18 protein-coding genes and 1 tRNA gene are annotated in these 25,402 nt (G+C 42.7%); 1 reads left to right on the top strand and 18 read right to left on the bottom strand.

Features of this window, described 5'->3' with window-relative positions:
• Positions 1–9: 9 nt before the first annotated feature.
• The 18 genes from EJ103_RS01355 to deoC all read right to left on the bottom strand — a co-directional run bounded on the left by EJ103_RS01355 (position 10) and on the right by deoC (position 23,652).
• Complete coding sequence (locus tag EJ103_RS01355) at positions 10–1,734, bottom strand: response regulator (RefSeq protein ID WP_126005597.1); 1,725 nt, start codon at positions 1,732–1,734, stop codon at positions 10–12.
• A 158-nt stretch (positions 1,735–1,892) separates the two neighbouring features.
• Positions 1,893–4,226, bottom strand: a complete 2,334-nt coding sequence (locus tag EJ103_RS01350; RefSeq protein ID WP_126005595.1) for a fatty acid cis/trans isomerase — start codon at positions 4,224–4,226, stop codon at positions 1,893–1,895.
• Complete coding sequence (locus EJ103_RS01345; RefSeq protein WP_029774302.1) at positions 4,223–4,588, bottom strand: hypothetical protein; 366 nt, start codon at positions 4,586–4,588, stop codon at positions 4,223–4,225. Before EJ103_RS01345 ends, EJ103_RS01350 begins: the two co-directional genes overlap by 4 nt.
• 118 nt (positions 4,589–4,706) lie before the next feature.
• Positions 4,707–5,504, bottom strand: a complete 798-nt coding sequence (locus EJ103_RS01340; protein WP_126005593.1) for a VOC family protein — start codon at positions 5,502–5,504, stop codon at positions 4,707–4,709.
• Between the two features lie 400 nt (positions 5,505–5,904).
• A complete protein-coding gene (gene tuf / locus EJ103_RS01335; protein ID WP_004589660.1) occupies positions 5,905–7,089 on the bottom strand; it encodes an elongation factor Tu in 1,185 nt (394 codons plus the stop codon).
• Positions 7,090–7,151: 62 nt separating this feature from the next.
• A complete protein-coding gene (fusA, locus tag EJ103_RS01330; RefSeq protein ID WP_126005591.1) occupies positions 7,152–9,266 on the bottom strand; it encodes an elongation factor G in 2,115 nt (704 codons plus the stop codon).
• Between the two features lie 27 nt (positions 9,267–9,293).
• Positions 9,294–9,764 (bottom strand): 30S ribosomal protein S7, encoded by a 471-nt coding sequence (rpsG, locus tag EJ103_RS01325; RefSeq protein WP_004588211.1) that lies wholly within the window; start codon positions 9,762–9,764, stop codon positions 9,294–9,296.
• Positions 9,765–9,861: 97 nt separating this feature from the next.
• The gene (gene rpsL, locus EJ103_RS01320) at positions 9,862–10,236 is read right to left on the bottom strand and encodes a 30S ribosomal protein S12 (protein WP_002958885.1); all 375 of its coding nucleotides are present in this window, start codon (positions 10,234–10,236) and stop codon (positions 9,862–9,864) included.
• A gap of 193 nt (positions 10,237–10,429) precedes the next feature.
• A complete protein-coding gene (gene rpoC / locus EJ103_RS01315; RefSeq protein WP_004588210.1) occupies positions 10,430–14,602 on the bottom strand; it encodes a DNA-directed RNA polymerase subunit beta' in 4,173 nt (1,390 codons plus the stop codon).
• Between the two features lie 104 nt (positions 14,603–14,706).
• Positions 14,707–18,732 carry a DNA-directed RNA polymerase subunit beta gene (gene rpoB / locus EJ103_RS01310; RefSeq protein WP_004588209.1) on the bottom strand — a complete coding sequence of 1,342 codons (4,026 nt, stop codon included), beginning with the start codon at positions 18,730–18,732 and terminating at the stop codon, positions 14,707–14,709.
• A 272-nt stretch (positions 18,733–19,004) separates the two neighbouring features.
• A complete protein-coding gene (rplL, locus tag EJ103_RS01305) occupies positions 19,005–19,367 on the bottom strand; it encodes a 50S ribosomal protein L7/L12 (protein WP_004588208.1) in 363 nt (120 codons plus the stop codon).
• A 75-nt stretch (positions 19,368–19,442) separates the two neighbouring features.
• Positions 19,443–19,937 (bottom strand): 50S ribosomal protein L10, encoded by a 495-nt coding sequence (gene rplJ / locus EJ103_RS01300; protein WP_004588207.1) that lies wholly within the window; start codon positions 19,935–19,937, stop codon positions 19,443–19,445.
• A 323-nt stretch (positions 19,938–20,260) separates the two neighbouring features.
• A complete protein-coding gene (gene rplA / locus EJ103_RS01295; protein WP_004588206.1) occupies positions 20,261–20,965 on the bottom strand; it encodes a 50S ribosomal protein L1 in 705 nt (234 codons plus the stop codon).
• Positions 20,966–20,968: 3 nt separating this feature from the next.
• Positions 20,969–21,397, bottom strand: a complete 429-nt coding sequence (gene rplK / locus EJ103_RS01290) for a 50S ribosomal protein L11 (protein WP_004588205.1) — start codon at positions 21,395–21,397, stop codon at positions 20,969–20,971.
• Positions 21,398–21,610: 213 nt separating this feature from the next.
• Entirely contained in the window at positions 21,611–22,168 is a 558-nt protein-coding gene (nusG, locus tag EJ103_RS01285; protein ID WP_024032045.1) for a transcription termination/antitermination protein NusG, read from the bottom strand.
• 4 nt (positions 22,169–22,172) lie between these two features.
• The gene (gene secE, locus EJ103_RS01280) at positions 22,173–22,550 is read right to left on the bottom strand and encodes a preprotein translocase subunit SecE (RefSeq protein ID WP_004588203.1); all 378 of its coding nucleotides are present in this window, start codon (positions 22,548–22,550) and stop codon (positions 22,173–22,175) included.
• Between the two features lie 132 nt (positions 22,551–22,682).
• Positions 22,683–22,759, bottom strand: a tRNA-Trp gene (locus tag EJ103_RS01275).
• Positions 22,760–22,908: 149 nt separating this feature from the next.
• A complete protein-coding gene (gene deoC / locus EJ103_RS01270) occupies positions 22,909–23,652 on the bottom strand; it encodes a deoxyribose-phosphate aldolase (protein ID WP_126005589.1) in 744 nt (247 codons plus the stop codon).
• Between the two features lie 281 nt (positions 23,653–23,933).
• On the opposite strand from deoC, the gene cysG reads away from it, so the two are divergent.
• The gene (cysG, locus tag EJ103_RS01265) at positions 23,934–25,361 is read left to right on the top strand and encodes a siroheme synthase CysG (protein WP_126005587.1); all 1,428 of its coding nucleotides are present in this window, start codon (positions 23,934–23,936) and stop codon (positions 25,359–25,361) included.
• Positions 25,362–25,402 lie beyond the last annotated feature (41 nt).

Raw genomic sequence — 25,402 nt, 5'->3', positions numbered from 1 at the left:
AATTGCGTATTAATTTATTTCATTAGCTATGCATACATTTACCAATGCATCAGCGACTGCCTGTTTACTTATGGGTTTATGAATATGCTCACTCGCGCCATATTCATAAATTAAGTCCATGTCTTCGGCTGAGGTATTTGCTGTAACAACGATTATGGGCATGGTTTTATTTAGCTCTTTGCGTATTTTTTTAGTCGCTTCAAAGCCATCCATGACCGGCATATTTAAATCCATAAACACCACATCATAGTCAGCCTTACCTACCTTTTCGCAGGCTTCTAGGCCATTTACAACGCATTCATAGTCCACACCTAACGTTGCCAAAATACGTGTGAGTAACAAGGTGTTTAATTCGTTGTCTTCAACCACAAGGCAAAAAAGCTTTTTTTCGACTTCTCTTTCTGTTTGCTGGTTAGTAATCTCAATCGGCAAGTTAAGCGTAACATGAGCGCCACTCGCTGCGTTGTTTTTAAATGAAAGCGAACCATGCAGCGCTTTAACAACATACTGCGCCCGTGTTAATCCCGTTCTTAAGCCTTGAAAGTGGTTAGTTTGTTTAAATGAGTCAAACTCTAGTTCTGTTATTTCGCTAGAAAAACCACACCCACTATCATTAACGGTTAATTGTAATTGCGAGTTTTGCATGTTTGCAGCAACTTCAACCTCGCCCTTGTCGGTAAACTTTATTGCATTGCTAATTAGCTCGGTTAATACATGCTGTAAGCGCTGATGATCTAACTTACAAAAACAATTAAGAGACTCATCAAAATGAGTGATTAATGTTAGCCCTTTTTGCTGCGCTGCATACTCATACGCCAACACCACTTTGTTTATGGATTCTAAAAGGTTTTCGTTTTTAAGAATTGGCGCCCACTTTCCTGTGCTTAGTGCTTGTAGGTCTTGTAGCTCATCAAGCATAGATAGAAGTCTAAGGGCGCAGTAGCTTGCTTGCGTTTTAATATTTTGCTGCTCGGCATTGATGGATAGCTCATCAATCGACGTAATTAATCCCTGTAACGGTGTTCTAAATTCGTGGCTTGCTCTGGCAATAAAGTGCTCTTTGTTTTGGCTCATTTGCGCTACAAAGTCCTTTTGTTTTTGAAGTGCTGTTAAGGTGCGTTCCACCTCTTTTTCCATCGGCATAAACACAAATCTTAGCTCAACGAGCAATAACACCATGGCGACTAACCAGCACAGCAATTCTAAATTAGACACGCGGTTAACTTTTTTCACTGCATGTTGCTCAAATAAAGTAACCGCGCGGTCAAGCTTAGCTAGCAGGTTTTCTACATGTGCTACGTTGAGCACCTGTGTGTCTACCTCGCCTTTTTGGTACAGCAGCCAACTAGCTTGGGCAATAAATTCATTCACTTCGCTATCTAGATTAGCTGGCTCAGCAAAGTATAACTTTACTAATTCTGGCGTTAAATAACGGTAACTACTACCTTGCTTGGTAAGTAATATCTCATGAGCTGTTTTAAATTGTGCGAGAGAGTGTTCGAGGGAATTGGTATGGGTAGCAACATCGATTCGTGATGAAAGAAGTGCATTGCTATGCCAAGCAATTTTTTGCGAGAGCATGCGCTGCTTACCTGCCATATTAATAATTTTGGCATCGTACTTTTGTACAGAAAAGCCATACTGCAGCAACAATGCTGAGCCACTTATTAACAGAGCAATAGCAATAAGCGCCCATCGGTAACGCTGTCTTACATTGGCAATAATTTTAAACATACAAGGCCGCTTTTTTATTTTAAGTGTAGCCTATATATAGAAAACTCAACATCAGCTTTAGTAATTATATAAATAAAAAGCCCAGTAACATGACTGGGCTAAATGTATTAAGTGTGAGGCAAAAAGGGCAATACTTGCGACACTTTTGTAATTACCAGTTAGCGATTTTCTAATCGGTTGTAATCAAACATACCAAATTCAACACCGCGATACTCTTTAGCTACTTGGTGCATTAGGTCGCTGTATTTCCAAAACTCTGGATGTGAGCGACGAATACCAAATTTTACTTTTAATGCAGCATAATCTGCTTCAATTTGCATCATAGGTAATAGCTGTGCAAATTCACCCATTTCATTTTGATCATTTAAGTACCAAATAGCCGCAGGGTAATCACCAATAAAGCCTGGCACTAGGGTGGCGGTATCTTCATCATAAGCGCGCTGCCCATCTTCATTTAATAAGCTGGAAATATTGTAATGCGCGTTGTGATGAATAAGCGTATAAGCTTTATGTGAAGCATCGTCTTGCTTAACCAAAATATACGATAACTGCGGTAATAAATTTATAGCTTTAGCTGGCATATTGTTTAGTGCATTTAATGGCGTGGGTACTTTTGTGTAGTCGTAGTGCTCACTCAGTACTGGCGCTAAAGTTTGCTTAATTAGCCCATACAGCTCGTGTTGTGGATCATCCGTTTTATATTCAATACCGCTAGGTTGGCTAAACTCTCGGTTGTTTTTAAAAAACTTAGATAAGCTTGGCGGAGACTTTCTATACCAGCTTTTTTTAATTTGATGGCGCTTCGTTTCAGGTAATAAAGCCAAAAAGTTTTGCTCACCCTCTAAACGTAAAAAGTCCATGTATAGGCGGGTCACTAATTGGTGGCCGATATTTCCGTATACATCAAAGCCTGCAACAAGTAAGTAATGAATACGCTCAAATAGCGCATAATCTAACACCCACATAGTTTTAGGCTCTTGACCAATAAAGCCTTTCACTACCGTGGCACTATCAAAATGGCGAAATATTGTAAGCGCTGCATTTTTGTTATGCCCTTCACCTTTCCACAATAGGTCGGTGGTTAAATGCTCTCCGTTTTTAAACATCTCGTTAGCCAGCTTAACTTTGGCTTGTAAGTATTTTTTCTCACGCACTGAGTATTTAACCCAGCTAGAGATAGGCAATGCATTGCTTTCTTCTGCTGCAGGTAATTCAAGGGCTTCTTCGTGCTGAAGTAACATATCTTCCACTGCTGGAGTCGCGACTTTTTCAGGGTCTGCAAAGGCAACCCAAAAATGATCGTTAATCACATTAAGTGCAATTTGGCCGCGGCATACAGGGCCCTTAATAAAGCCCATAATAATTAGCTCAGCTTCATCAAGCATAAATTGATACTTAGAATTAATAGGAATTACTTCAAACGTTTTAAAAGGATTAGATGCCGCCTCGCTCTTATAACTTGGCATTTTAGTAACCGTATAATCGGGAGCTATAAATTGCTCATAAATACGTGCAAGCTTTGCATCATCAAGCTTTAGCGGTAAATGTGTTTTTGATAAAACAGTTGAGCGGTCTTGTAGTAAACGGTAATACACACGGCTTACTTTAGGGTCATCGTATGGTCGGCGCGTATTAATTAGCTTAATTTCTTCGCCTGGCGGCGTACTTGAACGAACCAGTTTAAAAAAGCTCTGTGGTTTATCAGAACCAAAATAAATATGGGCTAAAAACCAATGCTCGTAAATATAACGTGCGGCTAATTGGTATTTTAAGCTGTCTTGATTTAAAAACGCTTCCCAGTTTTTAACGTTTGTTAGCTCGGCTTTGGTGGGCGGTTTAATATGCGCCATTTTTCCACCGTCTTTAAGCCACTTTTGTAAATGATAAAATTCCTGGCTAGACACGCCCGGTAAACCGTAAGGCATACCGCCATGAGGCTGCTCTGCAGCTAAACGATCGAATTCTCCCATAGTGGCGCACGTTTGAGAGCGGCTAAGTGAAAAGTCAAATTCATCATCAAGAATTTCATTCTCTGGTAACGGTGCACTTTGCTTAAGCACTAATGAATTAAATAACACCCCACCGGCAAGGTTTGCTTCTGGGTTTTGGTCACGTTCGTTAAGTACCGGAGTAAAGCCCTTTTTACGCCATTGCTCAGTGCTGGTTGCATCAAATAATAACCGGCTTGGTGTAGTGGCTAATAGCCGTGTACCATCATAAACAAGCTCTTTGCTTAGCCCTCTATCTATCCCTTCAGGGGAAGAAAGCTTTAGCTGACAAGGCGCATCATAACAGCCATGGCATACTACACAGCGTGTATCTAGTACAGGCTTTACTTCTTGCAAAAACTCGGCACCAGCACCTGTATCATGCGGTACTATACGCTGCTGCGTTTGTTCATCACCAAATAAGTCGTTGTAGTGAGCATTACCTAAATAAGCACACCCGCTGAGGATAATAAGGACGAATGTGCTGATCAGAATTTTTTTCATTCTTCATCCTCATCACCCAGGTCGAAGGTTGGCATCATATCCATTTGTGGAGAGACAAAAGTCTGGTTGTCGTGGGTATTTAACACCACACTTAACAGTGGGCCGTGGGTCAGCGTTATTTGTGCATCGTGCTCTTGGTTTAATAACGCATTAAATTCGCTGCTATGCGGCGCAAGCTCATACTCTTTTAAACTAATAGCGATACTGCTATCGGGTGCTGGGTTTTGGCATATCTGCGTCAGTAGCTCATCATCAAGAGCAAATGAAATGTCTAAATCGGGCTTTTCTACATCTCGCTCACTAAGCGACTCATTTAAAATAAATAACGGTAAGGTTAATTTACTATCTTGTTCAAATTCCATTGTGCTCTCTTGCTGACTGACGGTGTAATTACCCGCCATTATAGCAAAAAAGCACATAATTACTGCGCCTAAATAACCACACTAAAGTCTAAAATTTAGTCCTACCCCCTGTTAATGACTAAGCTTTAATATCATCCATTGCCGATTCAATAATAGAAAATACAGCCCCTTGAGGGTCGCAAATAACACTAAAACGCCCTACATCAGGAATATCTGTAGCAGGTACACATACTTGCCCTCCAAGAGTCGCCGCTTTTTTTACATAGCTATCGCAGTTATCCACGGCGAAGTAAATCATCCAATGGGGAGGTACGTCTTGTGGCCACTCATCAGTCATTTGTAGCATGCCTGCTACGGGCTTACCTGCAACTAAAAACAAGGTGTAATCCATACCTTCCATAGGTTTTGTTTCACTTTTCCACCCCAGTAGTTCACAGTAAAAATCACGGCTTGTTTCACTATCGCGCGTTGCCATTTCATGCCAATAAGGCGTGTTGAGCTCACAAGGACGCTTACATCCTATATGCTCTTTACCTTGCCACAATGCCACCGTGGCTCCGGCTGGGTCTTTAAGCGTTAACATACGCCCTGCATCCATAACATTGTGAGGGCCTGCTATAATTTGCGCACCGAGTTCTTGCGCCTTAATTGCACATACATCAACATCATCTACGGCAATATAGGTAAGCCAGTAGCTAGGCATAGAGGCCATTTGCTCTTTAGGCATTTGATACATGGCAGCAATATCGTCACCTTGCTTTTGTAGCATAGTGTAATACTCATCATCGCCAATGGGCTGATCGTCATCTCCCCATTCAAACAACGAGGTATAAAAAGCTTTTCCGTCTTGCCAATTATGAGTACACAGTTCAGCCCAGCAAAATATACCTTGCGGATAATTATTTTTATTATTCATCGCCCATTTCCTGTCGTAAATTTAAGCCATTTTTAGCTTAGGCTAATACCCTGTAAGTGTCGATAGTTATTCACTCAATAAACCCCTTACACACCAGTGACCACTTCTACTCGGGCTTTGTAAAGCCAACCCAAACAACATTCTTTACATTAACGCCAAGCAGCTAAAAGCTGATAGCTAAACACTAATCACTTTTCTTCAGGCATTAAAAAACCCGAGGTTAAGCTCGGGTTTTTATAAAATTTATTAACTTAAACGTTAACTATTACTCATTGAACGTTGCTACGTTGCACCTACGCCTAAAGGTAATAGCGCCACCTTCACATGACGTAAATTTCAGGCATTAAAAAACCCGAGGCTAAGCTCGGGTTTTTATAGTATTAATTAGCTAGGCTAATTATTACTCTACGATAGTTGCTACAACACCAGCACCTACAGTACGGCCACCTTCACGGATAGCGAAACGAAGACCTTCGTCCATCGCGATTGGCGCGATTAGAGTTACTGTCATCTTAACGTTATCACCAGGCATTACCATTTCTACGCCTTCTGGTAACTGTACGTCACCTGTTACGTCAGTTGTACGGAAGTAGAACTGTGGACGGTAACCTTTGAAGAAAGGAGTATGACGACCACCTTCATCTTTAGAAAGTACGTATACTTCTGAAGTGAATGTAGTGTGTGGGTTGATTGAACCAGGCTTAGCTAGTACTTGACCACGTTCAACGTCTTCACGCTTAGTACCACGTAAAAGTGCACCAATGTTCTCACCAGCACGACCTTCGTCAAGAAGCTTACGGAACATTTCAACACCAGTACAAGTAGACTTAGTAGTCTCCTTAATACCAACGATTTCAACTTCGTCGTTCACGTTGATGATACCAGCTTCAACACGACCAGTTACTACTGTACCACGGCCTTGGATTGAGAAAACGTCTTCGATAGGCATGATGAATGGCTTATCGATGTCACGCTCTGGCTCTGGGATGTAAGAATCTAGTGCTTCTGCAAGCTCAACGATCTTGTCTTCCCACTGCTTTTCGCCTTCAAGTGCTTTAAGAGCAGAACCTTGAATTAGTGGTAAGTCATCACCTGGGAAGTCGTACTCAGAAAGAAGTTCACGAACTTCCATTTCTACTAGCTCAAGTAGCTCTTCGTCGTCAACCATGTCACATTTGTTCATGAATACAACGATGTAAGGTACGCCAACCTGACGAGAAAGTAGGATGTGCTCACGCGTTTGTGGCATAGGGCCGTCAGTCGCAGCTACTACTAAGATAGCGCCGTCCATTTGAGCAGCACCAGTGATCATGTTTTTAACATAATCGGCGTGTCCAGGACAATCTACGTGTGCGTAGTGACGAGTTGGTGTATCGTACTCAACGTGAGAAGTTGAGATTGTGATACCACGCTCGCGCTCTTCTGGAGCGTTATCGATTGATGCGAAATCTTTAGCAACACCGCCGTATACTTTTGCAAGTACGTTAGTGATTGCTGCAGTTAGTGTAGTTTTACCGTGGTCAACGTGGCCGATTGTACCAACGTTTACGTGCGGTTTTACGCGTTCAAACTTTTCTTTTGCCATCTTAAAAAATTCCTAATTAAGAAATTAAAGCCTGACTCACTATTGAGCCAGACAAGCTAAAATCATATAACAGCGCGAGCTGAAATTATTGTATCTGCAACATTTTTAGAGGCTTCAGCGTACTTCAAAAACTCCATAGAGTAAGAAGCACGGCCCTGTGTTGCAGATCGTAAAGCAGTTGCATAACCAAACATTTCAGAAAGAGGAACCTGAGCATTAACTTGCTTAAGTCCACCTATTGCATCTTCCATGCCTTCGATTATGCCGCGACGACGGTTTAAGTCGCCAACTACATCACCCATGTTTGAGTCAGGAGTGATTACTTCAACCTTCATCATTGGCTCTAAAAGTACAGGGTCAGCTTTAAGCGCCCCAGCTTTCATTGCCATTGAACCTGCAATTTTAAATGCCATTTCATTCGAGTCTACATCATGGAATGAACCATCATATAAAGTCGCTTTAACGCCAAGTAATGGGTAGCCTGCCAGTACACCTTGAGACATTTGCTCTTGGATACCTTTGTCTACCGCAGGGATAAATTCTTTTGGAACCGAACCACCTACAGTTTCGTTAACGAACTCATAAATTGGTGCTTCATCATCCGAAATATCCATCGGTTCAAGTTTAACCCAGACGTGACCATATTGACCACGACCACCTGATTGACGTACAAACTTCCCTTCAACTTCAACAGTTGAACGAATAGCTTCTCGGTATGCAACCTGCGGCTTACCAACGTTACATTCAACACTGAATTCACGTTTCATACGGTCGACAATGATATCAAGGTGAAGTTCACCCATACCAGAGATTATAGTCTGGCCTGATTCTTCGTCAGTTTGTACACGAAAAGACGGATCTTCTGCGGCTAGTTTACCTAGTGCAACACCCATCTTATCTTGGTCAGCGATTGTGCGAGGCTCAACCGCAACAGAGATAACTGGCTCTGGGAACTCCATACGCTCTAGCGTAATGATAGAGTTCGGATCACACAGTGTCTCACCTGTTGTTACGTCTTTAAGACCAATAGCTGCCGCAATATCGCCTGCGTAAACTTCTTTGATCTCTTCACGTGAGTTTGAATGCATCTGTACGATACGACCAAATCGCTCACGCTTACTTTTAACTGGGTTATAAACCGCGTCACCCTGTTTAACAGTACCAGAGTAAACACGGAAAAAGGTTAAAGTGCCAACAAACGGGTCTGTTGCAATTTTAAATGCAAGTGCAGCAAACGGCGCTTTATCATCAGCTGGACGTTCTTCCTCAGTTCCATTTTCTAGGATACCTTGGATTTGTTTCACTTGTGTTGGTGCAGGCATGTATTCAACAACGCCATCAAGCACAGCTTGAACGCCTTTGTTTTTAAATGCACTACCACACGTAATGGGAACAATTTCGTTCGCTAATGTGCGTTGACGTAAGGCAGATTTAATCTCTGCTTCACTTAACTCTTCACCTTCTAAGTACTTATCCATTAGTTCTTCAGAGGCTTCAGCTGCACTTTCAACTAAATGAGAGTGCCATTCTTGAGCGAGCTCTTGAAGTTCTGCCGGTATTGCCTCATAAGAGAAAGTCATACCCTGGTCCGCTTCGTTCCAGTTAATGGCTTTCATTTTTATAAGGTCAATAACACCTTTAAAGTCGTCTTCAGCGCCAATTGGCAACTGGATTGGAACAGGCGTTGCTCCAAGACGAGATTTCACCTGGTCTACAACCGTTAAGAAGTCAGCGCCGGTGCGATCCATTTTATTTACGAAGATCATTCTTGGAACTTCGTATTTGTTCGCTTGGCGCCAAACTGTCTCAGTTTGCGGCTGTACACCTGATGAAGCACAAAGAACAACTACCGCACCATCAAGTACACGTAAAGAACGCTCTACTTCGATAGTGAAATCTACGTGTCCTGGAGTATCAATAATATTGATACGATGGTCGTCAAATTGCGCGTCCATCCCTTTCCAGAAACACGTTGTTGCAGCAGAAGTGATTGTGATACCACGCTCTTGTTCCTGCTCCATCCAATCCATAGTTGCGGCGCCATCATGTACTTCACCGATCTTATGAGAAAGACCTGTGTAGAACAGAACACGTTCTGTTGTGGTGGTTTTGCCTGCATCTACGTGAGCTACTATGCCGATATTACGGTAGCGCTCAAGTGGAGTTGTACGTGCCATATGATCCTCTTAAAGGTTAAGGACAGATTACCAACGGTAATGTGCGAATGCTTTATTCGCTTCAGCCATACGGTGAACGTCTTCACGTTTCTTAACCGCAGTGCCTTTGTTGTCAGCAGCGTCAACGATTTCTTGAGCTAAACGTAAGCCCATAGATTTTTCGCCACGCTTACGTGCAGCGTCTACTAACCAACGCATACCTAATGCGTTGCGACGTACTGGACGTACTTCAACTGGAACTTGATAAGTTGAACCACCAACACGGCGAGATTTAACCTCTACCTGTGGACGGATGTTATCAAGTGCAGATTCAAAGATTTCTAGGTGCGACTTGCCTGATTTCTCAGCAGCCACGTCTAGCGCACCATAAACAATTTTTTCAGCAGTAGATTTCTTGCCGTCTAACATTACGATGTTAACGAATTTAGCAAGAAGTTCCGATCCGAACTTAGGATCTGGAAGAATTTTACGTTGACCTATTACGCGTCTTCTAGGCATTTTGTATCTCCGGTTTATTCAGGTTTGTCCTTTTGGAACAATCACCCAAAACAATAATTAATAATATTTAGTGCTTGGCCTTACTAACGGAAAACAATTAGCCTTTAGGGCGTTTTGCACCGTATTTAGAACGAGCTTGACGACGGTCGCTAACGCCTGCACAGTCAAGTGCACCACGTACAGTGTGAAAACGCACACCTGGTAAATCTTTAACACGACCACCACGGATTAGGATTACACTGTGCTCTTGAAGGTTATGACCTTCACCACCGATGTATGATGTTACTTCGAAACCGTTAGTTAAACGTACACGAGCTACTTTACGTAACGCTGAGTTTGGTTTCTTAGGTGTAGTTGTATATACGCGAGTACATACACCACGCTTTTGCGGACACGCTTTAAGCGCAGCTGAGTTACTTTTAGTAACCTTGCTACGACGTGGCTTACGCACTAGCTGGTTAATAGTTGCCATTTAAATAGCTCCTGAAATTAAAATTACTACTGAAAAAAATAAAAAAATCCGCCCTTTTTACAAGCTTGTAACATACATGCAAGTAAATGGGTGGCGGAATTTTAATGAGCAAAGTTTAACCTGTCAACCTAAACTCATCGTAAGACAGTAGATAACTGTCTTACGATTTATTAATCTGTTGATTAATAAGAGTTTATTGATTTCCAGATAAATCTGCGTTCAGAGCATCTGTTAGTGCTTGAGTTGCCTCTTCTGCACTTACTGTTTGCTCTTCAACAACTTCACCCTGCTTGCGGCGAGCCATACGGTCTTGGTGATACGCAAAGCCAGTACCGGCTGGGATCAGACGACCCACAATTACGTTTTCTTTCAGACCACGAAGCTCATCGCTCTTACCATTCACTGCGGCATCTGTAAGAACACGTGTTGTTTCTTGGAAAGACGCTGCCGAGATGAAAGATTCGGTTGCTAGTGATGCTTTCGTGATACCCATAAGTTGTATTTCAAACTTCGCTGGGATTTTACCTTGTTTTTCAAGGTCACGATTAGCGATATTTACGCGAGCTACTTCAATTTGCTCACCCGCTAAGAACTCAGTATCACCGCCGTCAAGGATGGTACATTTACGTAGCATCTGACGAATAATTGTTTCAATGTGCTTATCATTGATCTTAACGCCCTGCAAACGGTAAACCTCTTGCACTTCGTTAACAATGTAGTTAGCAACATGAGTCACACCACGTAGGCGTAAGATGTCATGTGGTGATTCAGGACCATCGGCGATAACTTCACCTTTAGACACTTGCTCACCTTCAAACACGTTAAGTTGACGCCACTTAGGAATCATCTCTTCGTAATGATCGCCTTCAGCTGGTGTAATAACTAAACGTTTCTTACCTTTAGTCTCTTTACCGAAGCTAATAGTACCTGTGATTTCAGCTAAGATAGCTGGATCTTTTGGCTTACGTGCTTCAAATAAGTCGGCTACGCGTGGTAGACCACCCGTGATATCACGAGTTTTCGAACCTTCTTGCGGAATACGTGCAAGTACGTCACCTGGGTTTGCTGTAACGCCATCAGTCACTTCAATCGTAGTGAATGAAGGTAGACGTGTTTCTTGCAAGCCGCGCTCTTCACTTTCGATGATAAGCTTAGGCTCTTTCGCATTTACTTTAGCAAGGTCTTTAACAACTACACGGGTTAAGCCGGTTAGTTCATCAGTTTGTGCTTCAGTATTTGAGTCATCAATATCGCTGAACGAGATTTTTGACTTATGCTCAAGAACGATTGGGTGACTATGCGGGTCCCAAGTAGCAACGATGTCGTTACCTTGAACTTCTGCATTGTCTTGTACTGTTAGTACCGCACCGTAAGGTACTTTATAACGCTCTTTTTCACGACCGAAGCTATCAATGATAGTGATTTCAGTTGAACGTGAAGTAATTACAATCTTACCGTCGGTATTAAGTACATACTTAGCGTTATGTAGTTTTAACGTACCGTCAGTTTTAACTTGTACATTATTTTCAGCTGACGCTCTTGATGCCGCACCACCGATGTGGAATGTACGCATCGTAAGCTGTGTACCCGGCTCACCGATTGATTGTGCCGCGATAACACCTACTGATTCACCCGCGTTGATGATATGACCACGTGCAAGGTCACGACCATAACACTTAGCACATACACCAAAGTCGTTATCACAAGTGATAACAGAACGTACGCGAACTTCATCTACTGAGTGCTCTTCTAAAAGGTCACACAGTTTTTCATCAAGCATGATATTACGTTCTACTAATACAGTATCTGTATTAGGGATAACCACAGGCTCAGCTACAACACGACCTAGTACACGTTCGCGAAGTGCTTCTACAACGTCACCACCTTCAATAAGTGGTTTCATTGTTAAGCCATCTTCTGTGCCACAGTCGTCTTCATTGATTACCAAATCTTGTGCAACGTCTACTAGACGACGCGTTAGGTAACCTGAGTTAGCTGTTTTAAGTGCTGTATCGGCAAGACCTTTACGCGCACCGTGCGTTGAGATGAAGTACTGTAGTACGTTTAGACCTTCACGGAAGTTAGCCGTGATTGGCGTCTCGATGATTGAACCATCTGGACGTGCCATTAGACCACGCATACCTGCTAGCTGACGGATCTGAGCGGCACTACCACGAGCACCTGAGTCAGCCATCATAAACACTGAGTTAAATGACGGTTGCTCTTCTTCTTCACCTTTGGCATTGATAACCGTGTCTTTAGACAAGTTGGCCATCATTTCACGTGATAAGTTTTCATTTACACGTGACCAGATATCGATAACTTTATTGTACTTTTCACCAGCCGTTACAAGACCTGATTGGAATTGTTGGTTGATTTCAGTTACTTCAGCTTCAGCTGATTCAATGATTGATGCTTTAACTGGTGGGATAACTAAGTCATCGATACCAATTGAAACACCTGACTTCATTGCGTAGTGGAAACCGGTGTACATAACTTGGTCAGCAAACACAACAGTGTCTTTAAGACCTAGACGACGGTAACACTCGTTTAATAAGCCAGAAATCTGCTTTTTACCTAATGCTTGGTTGATTGACTCAAACGGCATACCTTTAGGTAAAATTAGAGACAGAATTGCACGACCAACAGTAGTGTCGATAAGCGTTACAGTGTCTTCAACAACACCTGCTTCGTTAGTGATTGACTGACTAATACGCACTTTAACGCGCGCGTGAAGTTCTGCGTTACCACTACGGTATGCTTTTTCTGCTTCTTTAGGATCTTTAAATACAATGCCTTCGCCTTTCGCATTAATGCGATCGCGCGTCATGTAGTAAAGACCTAATACAACATCCTGTGAAGGAACGATGATTGGCTCACCATTCGCTGGAGATAGAATGTTGTTAGTAGACATCATTAGTGCACGAGCTTCTAACTGAGCTTCAAGCGTTAACGGTACGTGTACCGCCATTTGGTCACCATCGAAGTCGGCGTTGTAAGCCGCACATACTAATGGGTGTAAATGGATTGCTTTACCTTCAATTAGTACAGGTTCGAACGCTTGGATACCTAAACGGTGAAGTGTAGGTGCACGGTTAAGTAATACTGGATGTTCACGAATTACTTCGTCTAGTACATCCCATACTTCCGCTACTTCGCGCTCTACCATTTTCTTAGCAGCTTTGATTGTCGTAGCCATGCCGCGACGCTCTAATTTGCCATAGATGAATGGTTTGAATAGCTCAAGTGCCATCTTCTTAGGAAGACCACATTGGTGAAGCTTAAGTGTAGGACCAACCGTGATTACAGAACGGCCAGAGTAATCTACACGCTTACCAAGTAAGTTCTGACGGAAACGACCTTGCTTACCCTTGATCATATCAGCAAGAGATTTAAGCGGACGCTTGTTAGAACCTGTAATTGCACGACCACGACGACCGTTATCAAGTAGCGCATCTACCGCTTCTTGTAACATACGTTTTTCGTTGCGTACGATAATATCTGGTGCAGCTAAATCTAATAGACGCTTAAGACGGTTATTACGGTTAATAACACGACGGTAAAGGTCGTTTAGATCAGATGTCGCAAAACGACCACCATCTAGCGGTACTAATGGACGTAAGTCAGGTGGCAATACTGGAAGTACTGTCATGATCATCCACTCAGGGTTATTACCTGATTGGTGGAACGATTCCATTAACTTAAGACGCTTAGTGATCTTTTTACGCTTCGTTTCAGAGTTAATTGTTGGTAACTCTTCACGCATTTCTGCAATTAATTGGCCAAGATCAAGTTCACGAAGCAAGTCTAATACTGCTTCTGCACCCATCTTAGCTTCAAACTCATCACCGTGCTCTTCAAGTGCATCTAGGTATTCTTCTTCACCTAATAGTTGACCACGCTCAAGCGTTGTCATACCAGGCTCAGTTACTACGAATGATTCGAAGTAAAGAACACGTTCGATATCACGAAGTGTCATATCAAGCATTAAGCCAATACGAGACGGTAATGATTTTAAAAACCATATATGTGCTACTGGGCTCGCAAGGTCGATATGACCCATACGATCACGACGCACTTTTGTAAGTGTAACTTCAACGCCACACTTCTCACAGATCACACCACGGTGTTTAAGGCGTTTATATTTACCACATAAACACTCATAATCTTTCACTGGGCCGAAAATACGGGCACAGAATAAGCCATCGCGCTCAGGCTTGAAAGTACGGTAGTTAATAGTCTCAGGTTTCTTTACTTCACCGTATGACCATGAACGAACCATGTCTGGTGAAGCAAGACCAATGCGAATTGCATCGAATTCTTCGGTCTTATTTTGTTGCTTCAGAAACTTAAGTAAGTCTTTCACCTTAGCTCTCCTGTCGGAGTTAATCTTGAGGGCGGATAATCTCGCCCCTACATTCTATTCAGCCGTAACAGATGCTGCAGGATTAACTGCAGCATCTAATTGGCTTAATTTTCTTCCAACTCGATGTTGATACCCAGTGAGCGGATTTCTTTCAACAATACGTTGAACGATTCTGGCATACCTGGTTCCATTTTATGGTTACCATCAACGATGTTTTTATACATCTTAGTACGACCGTTCACGTCATCCGATTTCACTGTTAGCATTTCTTGTAGAGTGTAAGCAGCACCGTAAGCTTCAAGTGCCCATACTTCCATCTCACCAAAACGCTGGCCACCGAACTGTGCTTTACCACCCAGCGGCTGCTGAGTAACAAGGCTGTAAGAACCAGTAGAACGTGCGTGCATCTTATCGTCAACCAAGTGGTTAAGTTTAAGCATGTACATGTAACCAACAGTTACTTGACGTTCAAACTGATCGCCAGTACGGCCATCATAGAGTGTAACCTGACCACTTCTTGGGTATCCACCAAGCTCTAGCATGTCTTTGATTTCGTCTTCTTTAGCGCCATCAAATGCAGGAGTAGCGATTGGTAAACCACCTTTTAAGTTATCAGCTAAACGACGAATTTCATCATCAGAGAAGCTAGCAATATCTACTTCTTGACGAGATTCACCGATTTCGTAAGCTTGCTTGATGAATTCACGTAGCTCATGTAGCTCACGTTGTTCCTTCATCATTTCCTCTAAGCGCTCACCAATACCACGTGCAGCTAGACCCATATGTGTTTCAAGGATCTGACCGATGTTCATTCGTGATGGTACACCTAGTGGATTTAGTACGATATCTACCGTACGACCTTTATCATCGTATGGCATATCTTCTACTGGTACGATAGTCGAGATAACACCTTTGTTACCGTGACGACCCGCCATTTTATCACCCGGTTGGATACGACGTTTAACAGCTAGGTATACTTTAACAATCTTAAGTACGCCTGGTGCTAAGTCATCACCTTGAGTAATTTTACGACGTTTGTTTTCAAACTTCTTATCGTATTCAGCTTTAAGCTCATCGTACTGTGCAGCTAGTTGCTCAAGTTCAGCTTGCTTGTCTTCTTGTGCAAGGCTTTGAGTAAGTAGCTTTTCAGCATTTAGTGACGCTAAGTTGTCTTCATCGAAGCCTGCTGCAGCAAGTAGCTTGCGAGCACGGTCTAATACACCGGCTTCTAGAATACGGAACTCTTCGTTGAAGTCTTTCTTCGCTTCGCGAAGCTGCATGTCTTCAACTTCTAACGCACGCTTATCTTTTTCAACACCATCACGGGTGAAAACTTGTACGTCAATTACAGTACCAGTTACAGAGTTTGGTACACGTAAAGAGCTGTCTTTAACGTCAGACGCTTTTTCGCCGAAGATAGCACGCAGTAGCTTCTCTTCAGGTGTTAATTGCGTCTCGCCTTTCGGAGTCACTTTACCTACTAGGATATCGCCGCCTTTAACTTCAGCACCAATATAAACAACGCCTGATTCATCAAGCTTGCCTAGCGCAGACTCACCCACATTCGGGATATCTGCAGTGATCTCTTCAGGACCTAATTTAGTATCACGGGCAACACACTGTAGTTCTTGAATGTGGATAGTCGTTAGACGATCTTCTTCAACTACGCGCTCTGATAGTAAGATTGAATCCTCGAAGTTATAACCGTTCCATGGCATGAATGCCACGCGAAGGTTTTGACCAAGGGCTAAGTCACCTAAGTCAGTCGAAGGACCATCTGCTAACACGTCACCACGAGTAACCGGTTCACCAACCATGCACGTTGGTTTTTGGTTAATACATGTATTTTGGTTAGAACGTGTGTATTTAGTAAGGTTGTAAATGTCGATGCCCGCTTCACCAGGAATACGCTCATCGTCATGTACGTTTACAACGATGCGGCTAGCATCGGCGTACATTACTTCACCACCACGTTTAGCAACAATTGTTACACCAGAATCTTTCGCTAGTGTTAACTCAATACCTGTACCTACTAACGGCTTATCCGCTTTCAATGTTGGTACTGCTTGACGTTGCATGTTTGAACCCATCAATGCACGGTTAGCATCATCGTGTTCTAGGAACGGGATAAGTGCTGCCGCTACAGAGATCACCTGTTGTGGTGATACATCCATATATTGCTGGTCCATGCGACCCATAAAGGTAGATTCACCTTTGTGACGACACGGAATAAGTTCATCAACAAACTCATTGGTTTCGGTTAAGTTTGAGTTCGCCTGTGCGATAACAAACTGACCTTCTTCAATGGCTGATAAATAATCAACTTCATCAGTTACCACACCATCTACCACTTTACGGTAAGGTGTTTCTAAGAAACCGTAATCATTTGTACGTGCGTACGTAGATAACGAGTTAATTAGACCGATGTTTGGACCCTCAGGAGTCTCGATTGGACATACGCGACCATAGTGAGTTACGTGAACGTCACGTACTTCAAAGCCAGCGCGCTCACGCGTTAGACCGCCCGGACCTAATGCAGAAATACGACGCTTATGCGTTACTTCTGATAGCGGGTTATTTTGGTCCATAAACTGTGATAACTGAGATGAGCCGAAGAACTCTTTAACCGCTGCCGAAATAGGCTTAGCGTTAATAAGATCTTGTGGCATTATCGCGTCAAGGTCACCTAAGCTTAAACGCTCACGTACAGCACGTTCTACACGTACTAGACCAACACGGAATTGGTTCTCAGCCATTTCGCCAACACTACGTATACGACGGTTGCCTAAGTGGTCAATATCATCAACATCGCCTTGACCGTTACGAATAGCAATTAATACTTTCATAACAGACACGATGTCTTCTTTGCTTAATGTGCCAGGGCCTGTGTCTGTATCGTAACCAACACGGCTATTGAACTTCATACGACCTACTGTAGATAAGTCATAACGTTCTTCAGAGAAGAATAAGTTCTCGAATAAGGCTTCAGCCGCGTCTTTCGTCGGTGGCTCGCCTGGGCGCATCATGCGGTAAATTTCTACTAATGCTTCTAAACGGTTGCTAGACGAGTCAATATTTAATGTATTTGACATGTAAGCGCCGCTGTCCACTTCATTGATGTATAACGTCTCAATTTTAGTGTGACCTGCTTTAACCAATTCAGCCATCAACTCTAGTGATAGCTCGTCATTAGCGTTTGCAATAACTTCACCTGTTGACTCATCAACATAGTTTTTAGCTACAATACGGCCAATGATGTACTCATGTGGTACTTCTAATTGATTAATGCCTTTTTTCTCGATGCTCTTGATGTGGCGAGCCGTAATACGACGACCGCTTTCAACAAGTACTTCACCGTCTTCGCCTTTGATATCAAAAGCGGCAGTTTCACCACGTAAACGTGAAGGCACAAGTTCCATAAGAACTTTACCGTCAGTTACTTCAAACGCGGTAGTATCGAAGAACATATCTAAGATTTCTTCGCTAGAGTACTCAAGTGCACGTAAAATAATAGACGCCGGTAATTTACGACGACGGTCTATACGTACATATAAGTTATCTTTTGCATCAAATTCGAAGTCTAACCATGAACCACGGTAAGGTATAACGCGTGCGTTATATAATACTTTACCCGATGAATGGGTTTTACCGCGGTCGTTATCAAAGAATACACCAGGGCTACGGTGTAGCTGAGAAACGATAACACGCTCTGTACCATTGATTACAAAAGTACCGGTATCAGTCATGAGCGGAATTTCGCCCATGTAAACTTCTTGCTCTTTAATGTCTTTAACTGTGCCTGGAGCTTCTTTGTCCATAACTACAAGACGCAGTTTCACGCGAAGTGGAGCAGAATAAGTCACACCGCGAATTTGACATTCTTTTACATCGAATACTGGCTCACCAATACGATAACTTACGTATTGAAGCTCAGAATTTCCCGAGTAGCTTTTAATAGGGAACACAGAACGGAAGGCTGCTTCCAAACCATGATCGCCATCAGCGTCTGGGACTAAGAATTTTTTAAACGATTCTAACTGTGTCGACAGTAAGAAAGGTATATCCAAAACTTGTGGACGTTTACCAAAATCCTTACGGATACGTTTCTTTTCAGAATAAGAGTAAGCCATGGGGTTCCTCAGCTTGCTGATCTTTGACCCGACCTGTTCTTGTAAGAACAGACTTAACTGGCATCTATGCCAAGATTTACAACATTTAATTGTTGTTCTAATTAACTCCGCCTTAGCAACACTAGCAAACTATAAAGCGTTGAAAGTAAAGAGAAAATCAGATTTTATTTGAGCTACAGGAATACATAACTCTATAGCGCAAAAAGGCCGGTGATTAAATAATCACCAGCCCTTGCCTGATTACTCAGGCAGCGAACCTAGCGTGAGCTAGATTACTTAACCTCAACTTCAGCACCAGCTTCAGTAAGGTCTTTTTGAAGTGCTTCAGCTTCTTCTTTAGATACACCTTCTTTGATAGGTGCAGGAGCAGCTTCAACAAGAGCTTTCGCTTCTTTAAGGCCTAGGCCTGTTGCGCTACGTACAGCTTTGATTGCCGCAACCTTGTTAGCGCCAGCGCCAGTAAGGATTACGTCAAATTCAGTTTTCTCTTCAGCAGCTTCAGCAGCAGGACCTGCTACCATAGCAGCTGCAGCAGTTACGCCGAATTTTTCTTCCATTGCTTCAACAAGAGCAACAACGTCCATTACTGACATTTCAGCAATTGCGTCAAGGATTTGGTCTTTAGTTACAGACATTACAAATTTCCTAATAATTAACGGACTCTAGGTCCAAATAAATTTACACCGAAAGAGAGGTTAAACAGCTTAAAATTAAGCAGCTTGCTCTTCTTTCTGTACACGTACTGCTTCAATTGTTTTACACAATTTGCCAGCAGACGCTTCTTTCATAGCGCTCATTAAGCGTGCAACAGCTTCATCGTATGTAGGTAATGTAGCAAGCATTGCTGCGTCTACGATGTTACCTTCAAAAGCGGCCGTTTTAAGCTCAAATTTCTCATTCTTTTTCGCGAAATCTGAAAAGATACGCGCAGCAGCACCTGGGTGCTCTGATGAGAAAGCGATTAAGCTTGGACCAACTAACGAATCAGATAGACATTCAAATTCAGTACCTTCAACAGCACGTTTTGCTAGAGTGTTACGAACAACTTTCATCCATACACCAGCTTCACGAGCTTCTTTACGAAGGGCTGTAATTGCGCCTACTGCTACACCACGAGAATCTGCAACAACTGCAGAAAGAGCACCATTGGCTGCTTCGTTGACTTCAGCAACAATTGCTTTTTTGCCTTGAAGATTTAAAGCCATGGGTGTTACTCCTGGTTTAATGGGTCACCGACACTCGGCTTCCCTGTTTTACTCTTCCCTATCAACAAACTTGATAGAGATGCTTTTTACGGCGAGAGCCAGAAGAGATTAGGAAAAATCTATCTGGGGATTCACACCGTCTACGTAGGTAATATTAAGGCCGAAGCCGCCTACGGTCTTGGACGGAAGCCCAATTTATCGCATCACTCAAGAGCTTAGCGAAATTATGGACTTCAACCCGAATTCTTTACTTGTTAAATAATAAATTATTCAACAAAATGGCGCAAAATTATAGTACAAATTTCACGCCATGTAAACACCTATTAAGCTACAGAAGTGCTTAAAGTGTTTTGGTCAACAGCAACACCTGCGCCCATTGTTGTAGAGATGGTTACTTTCTTAACGTAAACACCTTTAGCTTGAGAAGGTTTAGCCTTCTTAAGCGCAACGATTAGAGCTTCAAGGTTTTGTTGAAGTTGCTCAGCAGTGAAATCAACCTTACCGATAGTAGTATGGATGATACCATTTTTGTCATTACGGTAACGTACTTGACCTGCTTTCGCATTTTTAACTGCTTCTGCAACGTTAGGCGTTACAGTACCAGTTTTAGGGTTAGGCATAAGACCACGTGGACCTAAGATTTGACCTAGTTGACCAACAACACGCATAGCGTCTGGTGATGCAACAACAACGTCAAAATCCATCTCGCCTTTCTTAACTAGTTCAGCAAGATCTTCCATGCCTACTAATTCAGCACCGGCTTCTTTTGCAGCTTCTGCATTAGCGCCTTGAGTGAATACAGCAACACGAACATCACGGCCAGTACCGTTAGGTAGTACAGTTGCACCACGAACGTTCTGGTCAGATTTACGAGCGTCAATACCAAGGTTAACAGCAACGTCAACACTTTCTACGAATTTAGCTGTCGCTAACTCTTTTAAAAGAGCAACTGCTTCATTGATTTCGTAATCTTTAGTTACTTCCACTTTTTCGCGGATAGTACGCATACGTTTAGTTAATTTAGCCATTTCTTAGTCCTCTACGTTCAAGCCCATCGCACGCGCAGAACCTGCGATAGTGCGAACCGCAGCGTCCATATCAGCCGCTGTAAGGTCAGCTCGTTTTGTCTCAACGATCTCTTCAAGTTGAGCACGAGTTACTGTGCCTACTTTTTCAGTGTTAGGACGGCCTGAGCCTGATTTGATACCAGCAGCTTTCTTAAGTAAGTAAGCAGCAGGTGGCGTTTTCATATCGAACGTAAATGAACGGTCACCGTAAACAGAGATCACTACAGGAACTGGAGCGCCTTTTTCGATAGACTCTGTACGCGCGTTAAACGCTTTACAGAATTCCATGATGTTTACACCGTGTTGACCTAGTGCAGGACCTACTGGAGGACTAGGATTAGCCATACCAGCGGCAACTTGTAGCTTGATTAAAGCTTCAACTTTTTTAGCCATTATAAATACCTCATTTGGTGGGTCTTAGCCTTGTGCGCGCGAGGACGCGTACTCTAACGGCTTCCCAGTTTAAAAATTGGTTTCGTACTTTTTGCGAGCAAAAATAAATTTTTGCCTTAATACAAAAAGGCCGCTGATTATAAGTTAATCAGCGGCCTTTTTCAAGCTTCGTGCCAAAATTTAAGTAAATAATGGCGAAGCTTTTTTAATCAATTACTTATCTTGTTCAACTTGACCAAATTCAAGTTCAACCGGTGTAGAACGACCAAAAATAAGTACCGACACTTTCACGCGGCTCTTTTCGTAGTCAACTTCTTCAACAACACCGCTAAAGTCAGCAAATGGACCATCAGTAACACGCACAACTTCACCTGGCTCAAATAATGTAGCTGGTTTAGGTGCTTCAGCGTTTTCTTGAAGACGGTTAAGAATGCGCTCTGCTTCTTTAGAACTAATAGGCGCTGGGCGGTCAGAAGTACCACCAATAAAGCCCATTACACGTTCAGTGCTGTTCACTAAGTGCCAGCTTGCATCGTTCATATCCATTTGTACTAGTACGTAACCTGGGAAGAATTTACGCTCAGATTTACGCTTTTGACCAGCGCGCATCTCAACAACTTCTTCTGTTGGTACTAATATCTCACCAAAGCTCTCTTCAAGACCTTCAATTTTGATGTGCTCTGATAACGTTTGCGCTACACGCTTTTCGTAACCAGAGAATGCTTGTACAACGTACCAGCGTAATTTAATTTCTTTGTTCTCATCCGACATGGGATCAGATCTCCAATCCAGTTAAAAAGCCTACAGCGCGGAATAAAATGCCATCTAATCCCCAAAGGATAAGCGCCATAATCACTGTTGCAACCATTACGATTAATGTCGTGTGGGTAGTTTCTTGACGCGTTGGCCAAACAACTTTACGTACTTCGATGCGTGCTTCTTTAGCAAATGCTAAAAAGTCACGGCCTTTAGCGGTTTGCGAGGCAATACCTAAACCTGCTGCTATAGCAACCACAACGCCAATTGCACGTAGTAATACAGACTGATCTGCAAACATGTGATTACCAACAACTGCGCCTGCAAGTAGCGCGATTGCTACTAACCACTTTACCGACTCCATCGCACTTGATGGTGTTTCTACATTCGTGCTCATAATATTATTACCTTAACTACAGACACAACAACCCTACACAACGGCAGGGTTAATCCATTAAAATCTAAACTTAAAAACAGACTTATTTAAACCGATTTTTAACCCCAGACTTACTCAACTTATGAGTAAAAATGGCAGGGGCGGAGAGATTCGAACTCCCAACCGTCGGTTTTGGAGACCGCTGTTCTACCAATTGGAACTACGCCCCTGCAAAGTGGATGCCTATTATACTTACGCAAATCATTAACACAAGCCTAAAAGATACCCACATAGGAAAATCTAATTAATTAATTCCATTATTGTTTCGCCTGCCAATCATTTACTCTCTTATATAAAGGCGTAGTGCTTAATTTAATGGTTATTTTTCTAATACTTTATATACATCACTTAGTAAGCTTGATGCGCCAAACCTAAATGTAGCGGACTGTAAGTAGTCATCGCCCATAATTGAGCGTGTCAGTGCTAAATACTCCTTTGCATCAGTAACGGTTTTAACTCCGCCTGCGGCTTTAAAACCAACAACCTTACCCGATTGTTTAATAGCGCTGAGCATCACGTTTGTTGCGTCAAGCGTTGCATTTACAGCCACTTTACCTGTGCTGGTTTTTACAAAATCAGCCCCGCCTTGAATAGCCAAGTTTGTAGCTTTAGTGATTAGCTCTGCAGTTTTAAGTTCGCCACTTTCTATAATTACTTTTAATTGCGCTTTTGTACCACAGGCTTTTTTGCTTTGAGTTACATACTCAAGCACTTTGCTGTGCTCGCCAGCAATAAGTGCTTTATACGGGATCACTAAATCTATTTCATCCGCGCCGCGCTCAATTGCTATCAGTGTTTCGTTTATCACATCGCTCAGTGGCGCATCACCACTAGGAAAATTTGTAACCGTTGCTACTTTTACATGGTTAAGCTCACGCGCAGCCAATGCTATTTTTGCATCATCTACAAAATCACTGTAAACGCATACTGCAGCAGGCGTGCCCAATTTAGGGTTAATACTATTTACAAGCTGCTGAATATCACTGGCCGTGTCTGAGGTGTTTAGGCTTGTTAAATCCATAAGCGACACAGCTAAGTGTGCATCGTTTTGTTGTTCAGTCATACGTAATCCCTTTAAGTAGGCGATAAATTAGGTTTAGCGCCATAGTAACAAATTAACGTAATCTCGCTATAGCTCATAACCAAACACTATAAGCACATTATTTTGCGTGTAATACGCGTTAATCCCCTATAGATTAAGGCTTAAACCTAAAACAACCACCCATTATAACTTTTGGTTATATAAACTTGGTTTTAATTATTTTTTACTTACTAGTGCGCGCTATATTCTGCCCCCTGCTCAATAGCGTTTTATTTTAGATTTTACTTAGAGGTGTTAACCACGTGCAGTATTTACCTATCTTTACCAAACTCGACAACAAACCTGTGCTGGTTGTTGGCGGTGGAGAGGTCGCATTACGCAAATGTCGCGCGTTTTTAAAAGCCCGCGCAAATGTAACCTTAGTGGCACCTTGGTTTTGTGATGAACTAAAAGAACATGCACAAAACAATGAAGTAACGCTTATTGATGCCTATTTTGATGAGTCGCACCTTGATGGCAAAATGCTGGTTATAGCAGCCACAGACTTAGACGAAGTAAACAACAATGTATTTGAGCTAGCTAACGCACGCAATGTATTTGTAAATGTGGTTGATGACCAACCTAAATGTACGTTTATATTCCCATCAATTGTAGATCGTGACCCAATAACCATTGCTATTTCAAGTGCAGGCACCGCGCCAGTACTTGCTCGGCGACTACGTGAAAAGCTCGAAACGTTAATCCCACAACACATTGGCCCACTGGCTACTTTAGTTGGCAGTTTTAGAGACAAAGTAAAACAGCGCTTTAAGCACTTTGCTGATCGCCGCCAGTTTTGGGAAGGCGTGTTTGATTCATCAGTCGTAAGCAAAGTGCAAACGGGTAATACCGATGCAGCACAAGCACAACTAGAGCAAATGCTTGATGCCAAAGCCGAGCCAGAAGGCGAAGTGTATGTAGTGGGTGCAGGCCCAGGCGACCCTGAGCTTTTAACACTTAAAGCATTGCAGTTAATGCAGCAAGCCGATGTCGTTGTATACGACTATTTAGTGTCTGATGAAATTATGGAATTAGTACGCCGTGATGCCGATTTAGTTTGCGTAGGCAAGCGTATGGGCGATCACAGTGTAGCGCAAGAAGATACCAACCAAATGCTGGTTGATTTTGCCAAGCAAGGCAAAAAAGTATGCCGCATTAAAGGCGGCGACCCATTTATTTACGGTCGTGGTGGCGAAGAAGTACAAGTACTAGCTGCCAATAACGTTAATTATCAAATAGTACCGGGTATAACTGCCGCCGCTGGTTGTAGCGCGTATGCGGGTATTCCGCTTACTCACCGCGACCACGCACAAGCCATCCAGTTTGTAACAGGGCATTGTAAAAAAGATGGCCAAGAACTCGATTGGCAATCACTTGCTAAAGCGCATCAAACTTTAGCTATTTATATGGGCGTGATTAAATCGCCACATATACAGGCTCAGCTTTTAAAACATGGCCGCAGCGCTAATACGCCAGTTGCCATAATCGAAAACGGCACGCGTAAAAACCAGCGTGTTGTTACGGGGCAATTAGGTGAGCTTGCAGATTTAATAGAGCGCAACAGTGTGGTATCGCCAGCATTACTTATTATTGGCGAAGTAGCCGCCCTGCACTCGCAGCTTGCATGGTTTGGCCAAAGCGAGCAAACCAGTAGCTTTGCTCAGCCGCTAACCGGCGTATCAAATACATAATTATATTTTACTTAATCACTTTTAATCATTTTAGTAGGACG

It is taken from the genome of Pseudoalteromonas sp. Xi13 (assembly GCF_003952205.1).
GTDB classification, from domain to species: domain Bacteria; phylum Pseudomonadota; class Gammaproteobacteria; order Enterobacterales; family Alteromonadaceae; genus Pseudoalteromonas; species Pseudoalteromonas atlantica.
Note: the sequence above shows the minus strand (reverse complement) of the source record. Positions and strands in the feature narration are given on the sequence as shown.

Coding starts and splice junctions, on each gene's coding strand:
- EJ103_RS01355 (WP_126005597.1), bottom strand. CDS start 1,734: ATGTTTAAAATTATTGCCAATGTAAGACAGCGTTACCGATGGGCGCTT.
- rpoB (WP_004588209.1), bottom strand. CDS start 18,732: ATGGCTTACTCTTATTCTGAAAAGAAACGTATCCGTAAGGATTTTGGT.
- tuf (WP_004589660.1), bottom strand. CDS start 7,089: ATGGCAAAAGAAAAGTTTGAACGCGTAAAACCGCACGTAAACGTTGGT.
- rplK (WP_004588205.1), bottom strand. CDS start 21,397: ATGGCTAAAAAAGTTGAAGCTTTAATCAAGCTACAAGTTGCCGCTGGT.
- deoC (WP_126005589.1), bottom strand. CDS start 23,652: ATGACTGAACAACAAAACGATGCACACTTAGCTGTGTCGCTTATGGAT.
- EJ103_RS01345 (WP_029774302.1), bottom strand. CDS start 4,588: ATGGAATTTGAACAAGATAGTAAATTAACCTTACCGTTATTTATTTTA.
- EJ103_RS01340 (WP_126005593.1), bottom strand. CDS start 5,504: ATGAATAATAAAAATAATTATCCGCAAGGTATATTTTGCTGGGCTGAA.
- nusG (WP_024032045.1), bottom strand. CDS start 22,168: ATGTCGGATGAGAACAAAGAAATTAAATTACGCTGGTACGTTGTACAA.
- rplL (WP_004588208.1), bottom strand. CDS start 19,367: ATGTCTGTAACTAAAGACCAAATCCTTGACGCAATTGCTGAAATGTCA.
- rplJ (WP_004588207.1), bottom strand. CDS start 19,937: ATGGCTTTAAATCTTCAAGGCAAAAAAGCAATTGTTGCTGAAGTCAAC.
- rpsL (WP_002958885.1), bottom strand. CDS start 10,236: ATGGCAACTATTAACCAGCTAGTGCGTAAGCCACGTCGTAGCAAGGTT.
- EJ103_RS01350 (WP_126005595.1), bottom strand. CDS start 4,226: ATGAAAAAAATTCTGATCAGCACATTCGTCCTTATTATCCTCAGCGGG.
- rpsG (WP_004588211.1), bottom strand. CDS start 9,764: ATGCCTAGAAGACGCGTAATAGGTCAACGTAAAATTCTTCCAGATCCT.
- secE (WP_004588203.1), bottom strand. CDS start 22,550: ATGAGCACGAATGTAGAAACACCATCAAGTGCGATGGAGTCGGTAAAG.
- fusA (WP_126005591.1), bottom strand. CDS start 9,266: ATGGCACGTACAACTCCACTTGAGCGCTACCGTAATATCGGCATAGTA.
- rplA (WP_004588206.1), bottom strand. CDS start 20,965: ATGGCTAAATTAACTAAACGTATGCGTACTATCCGCGAAAAAGTGGAA.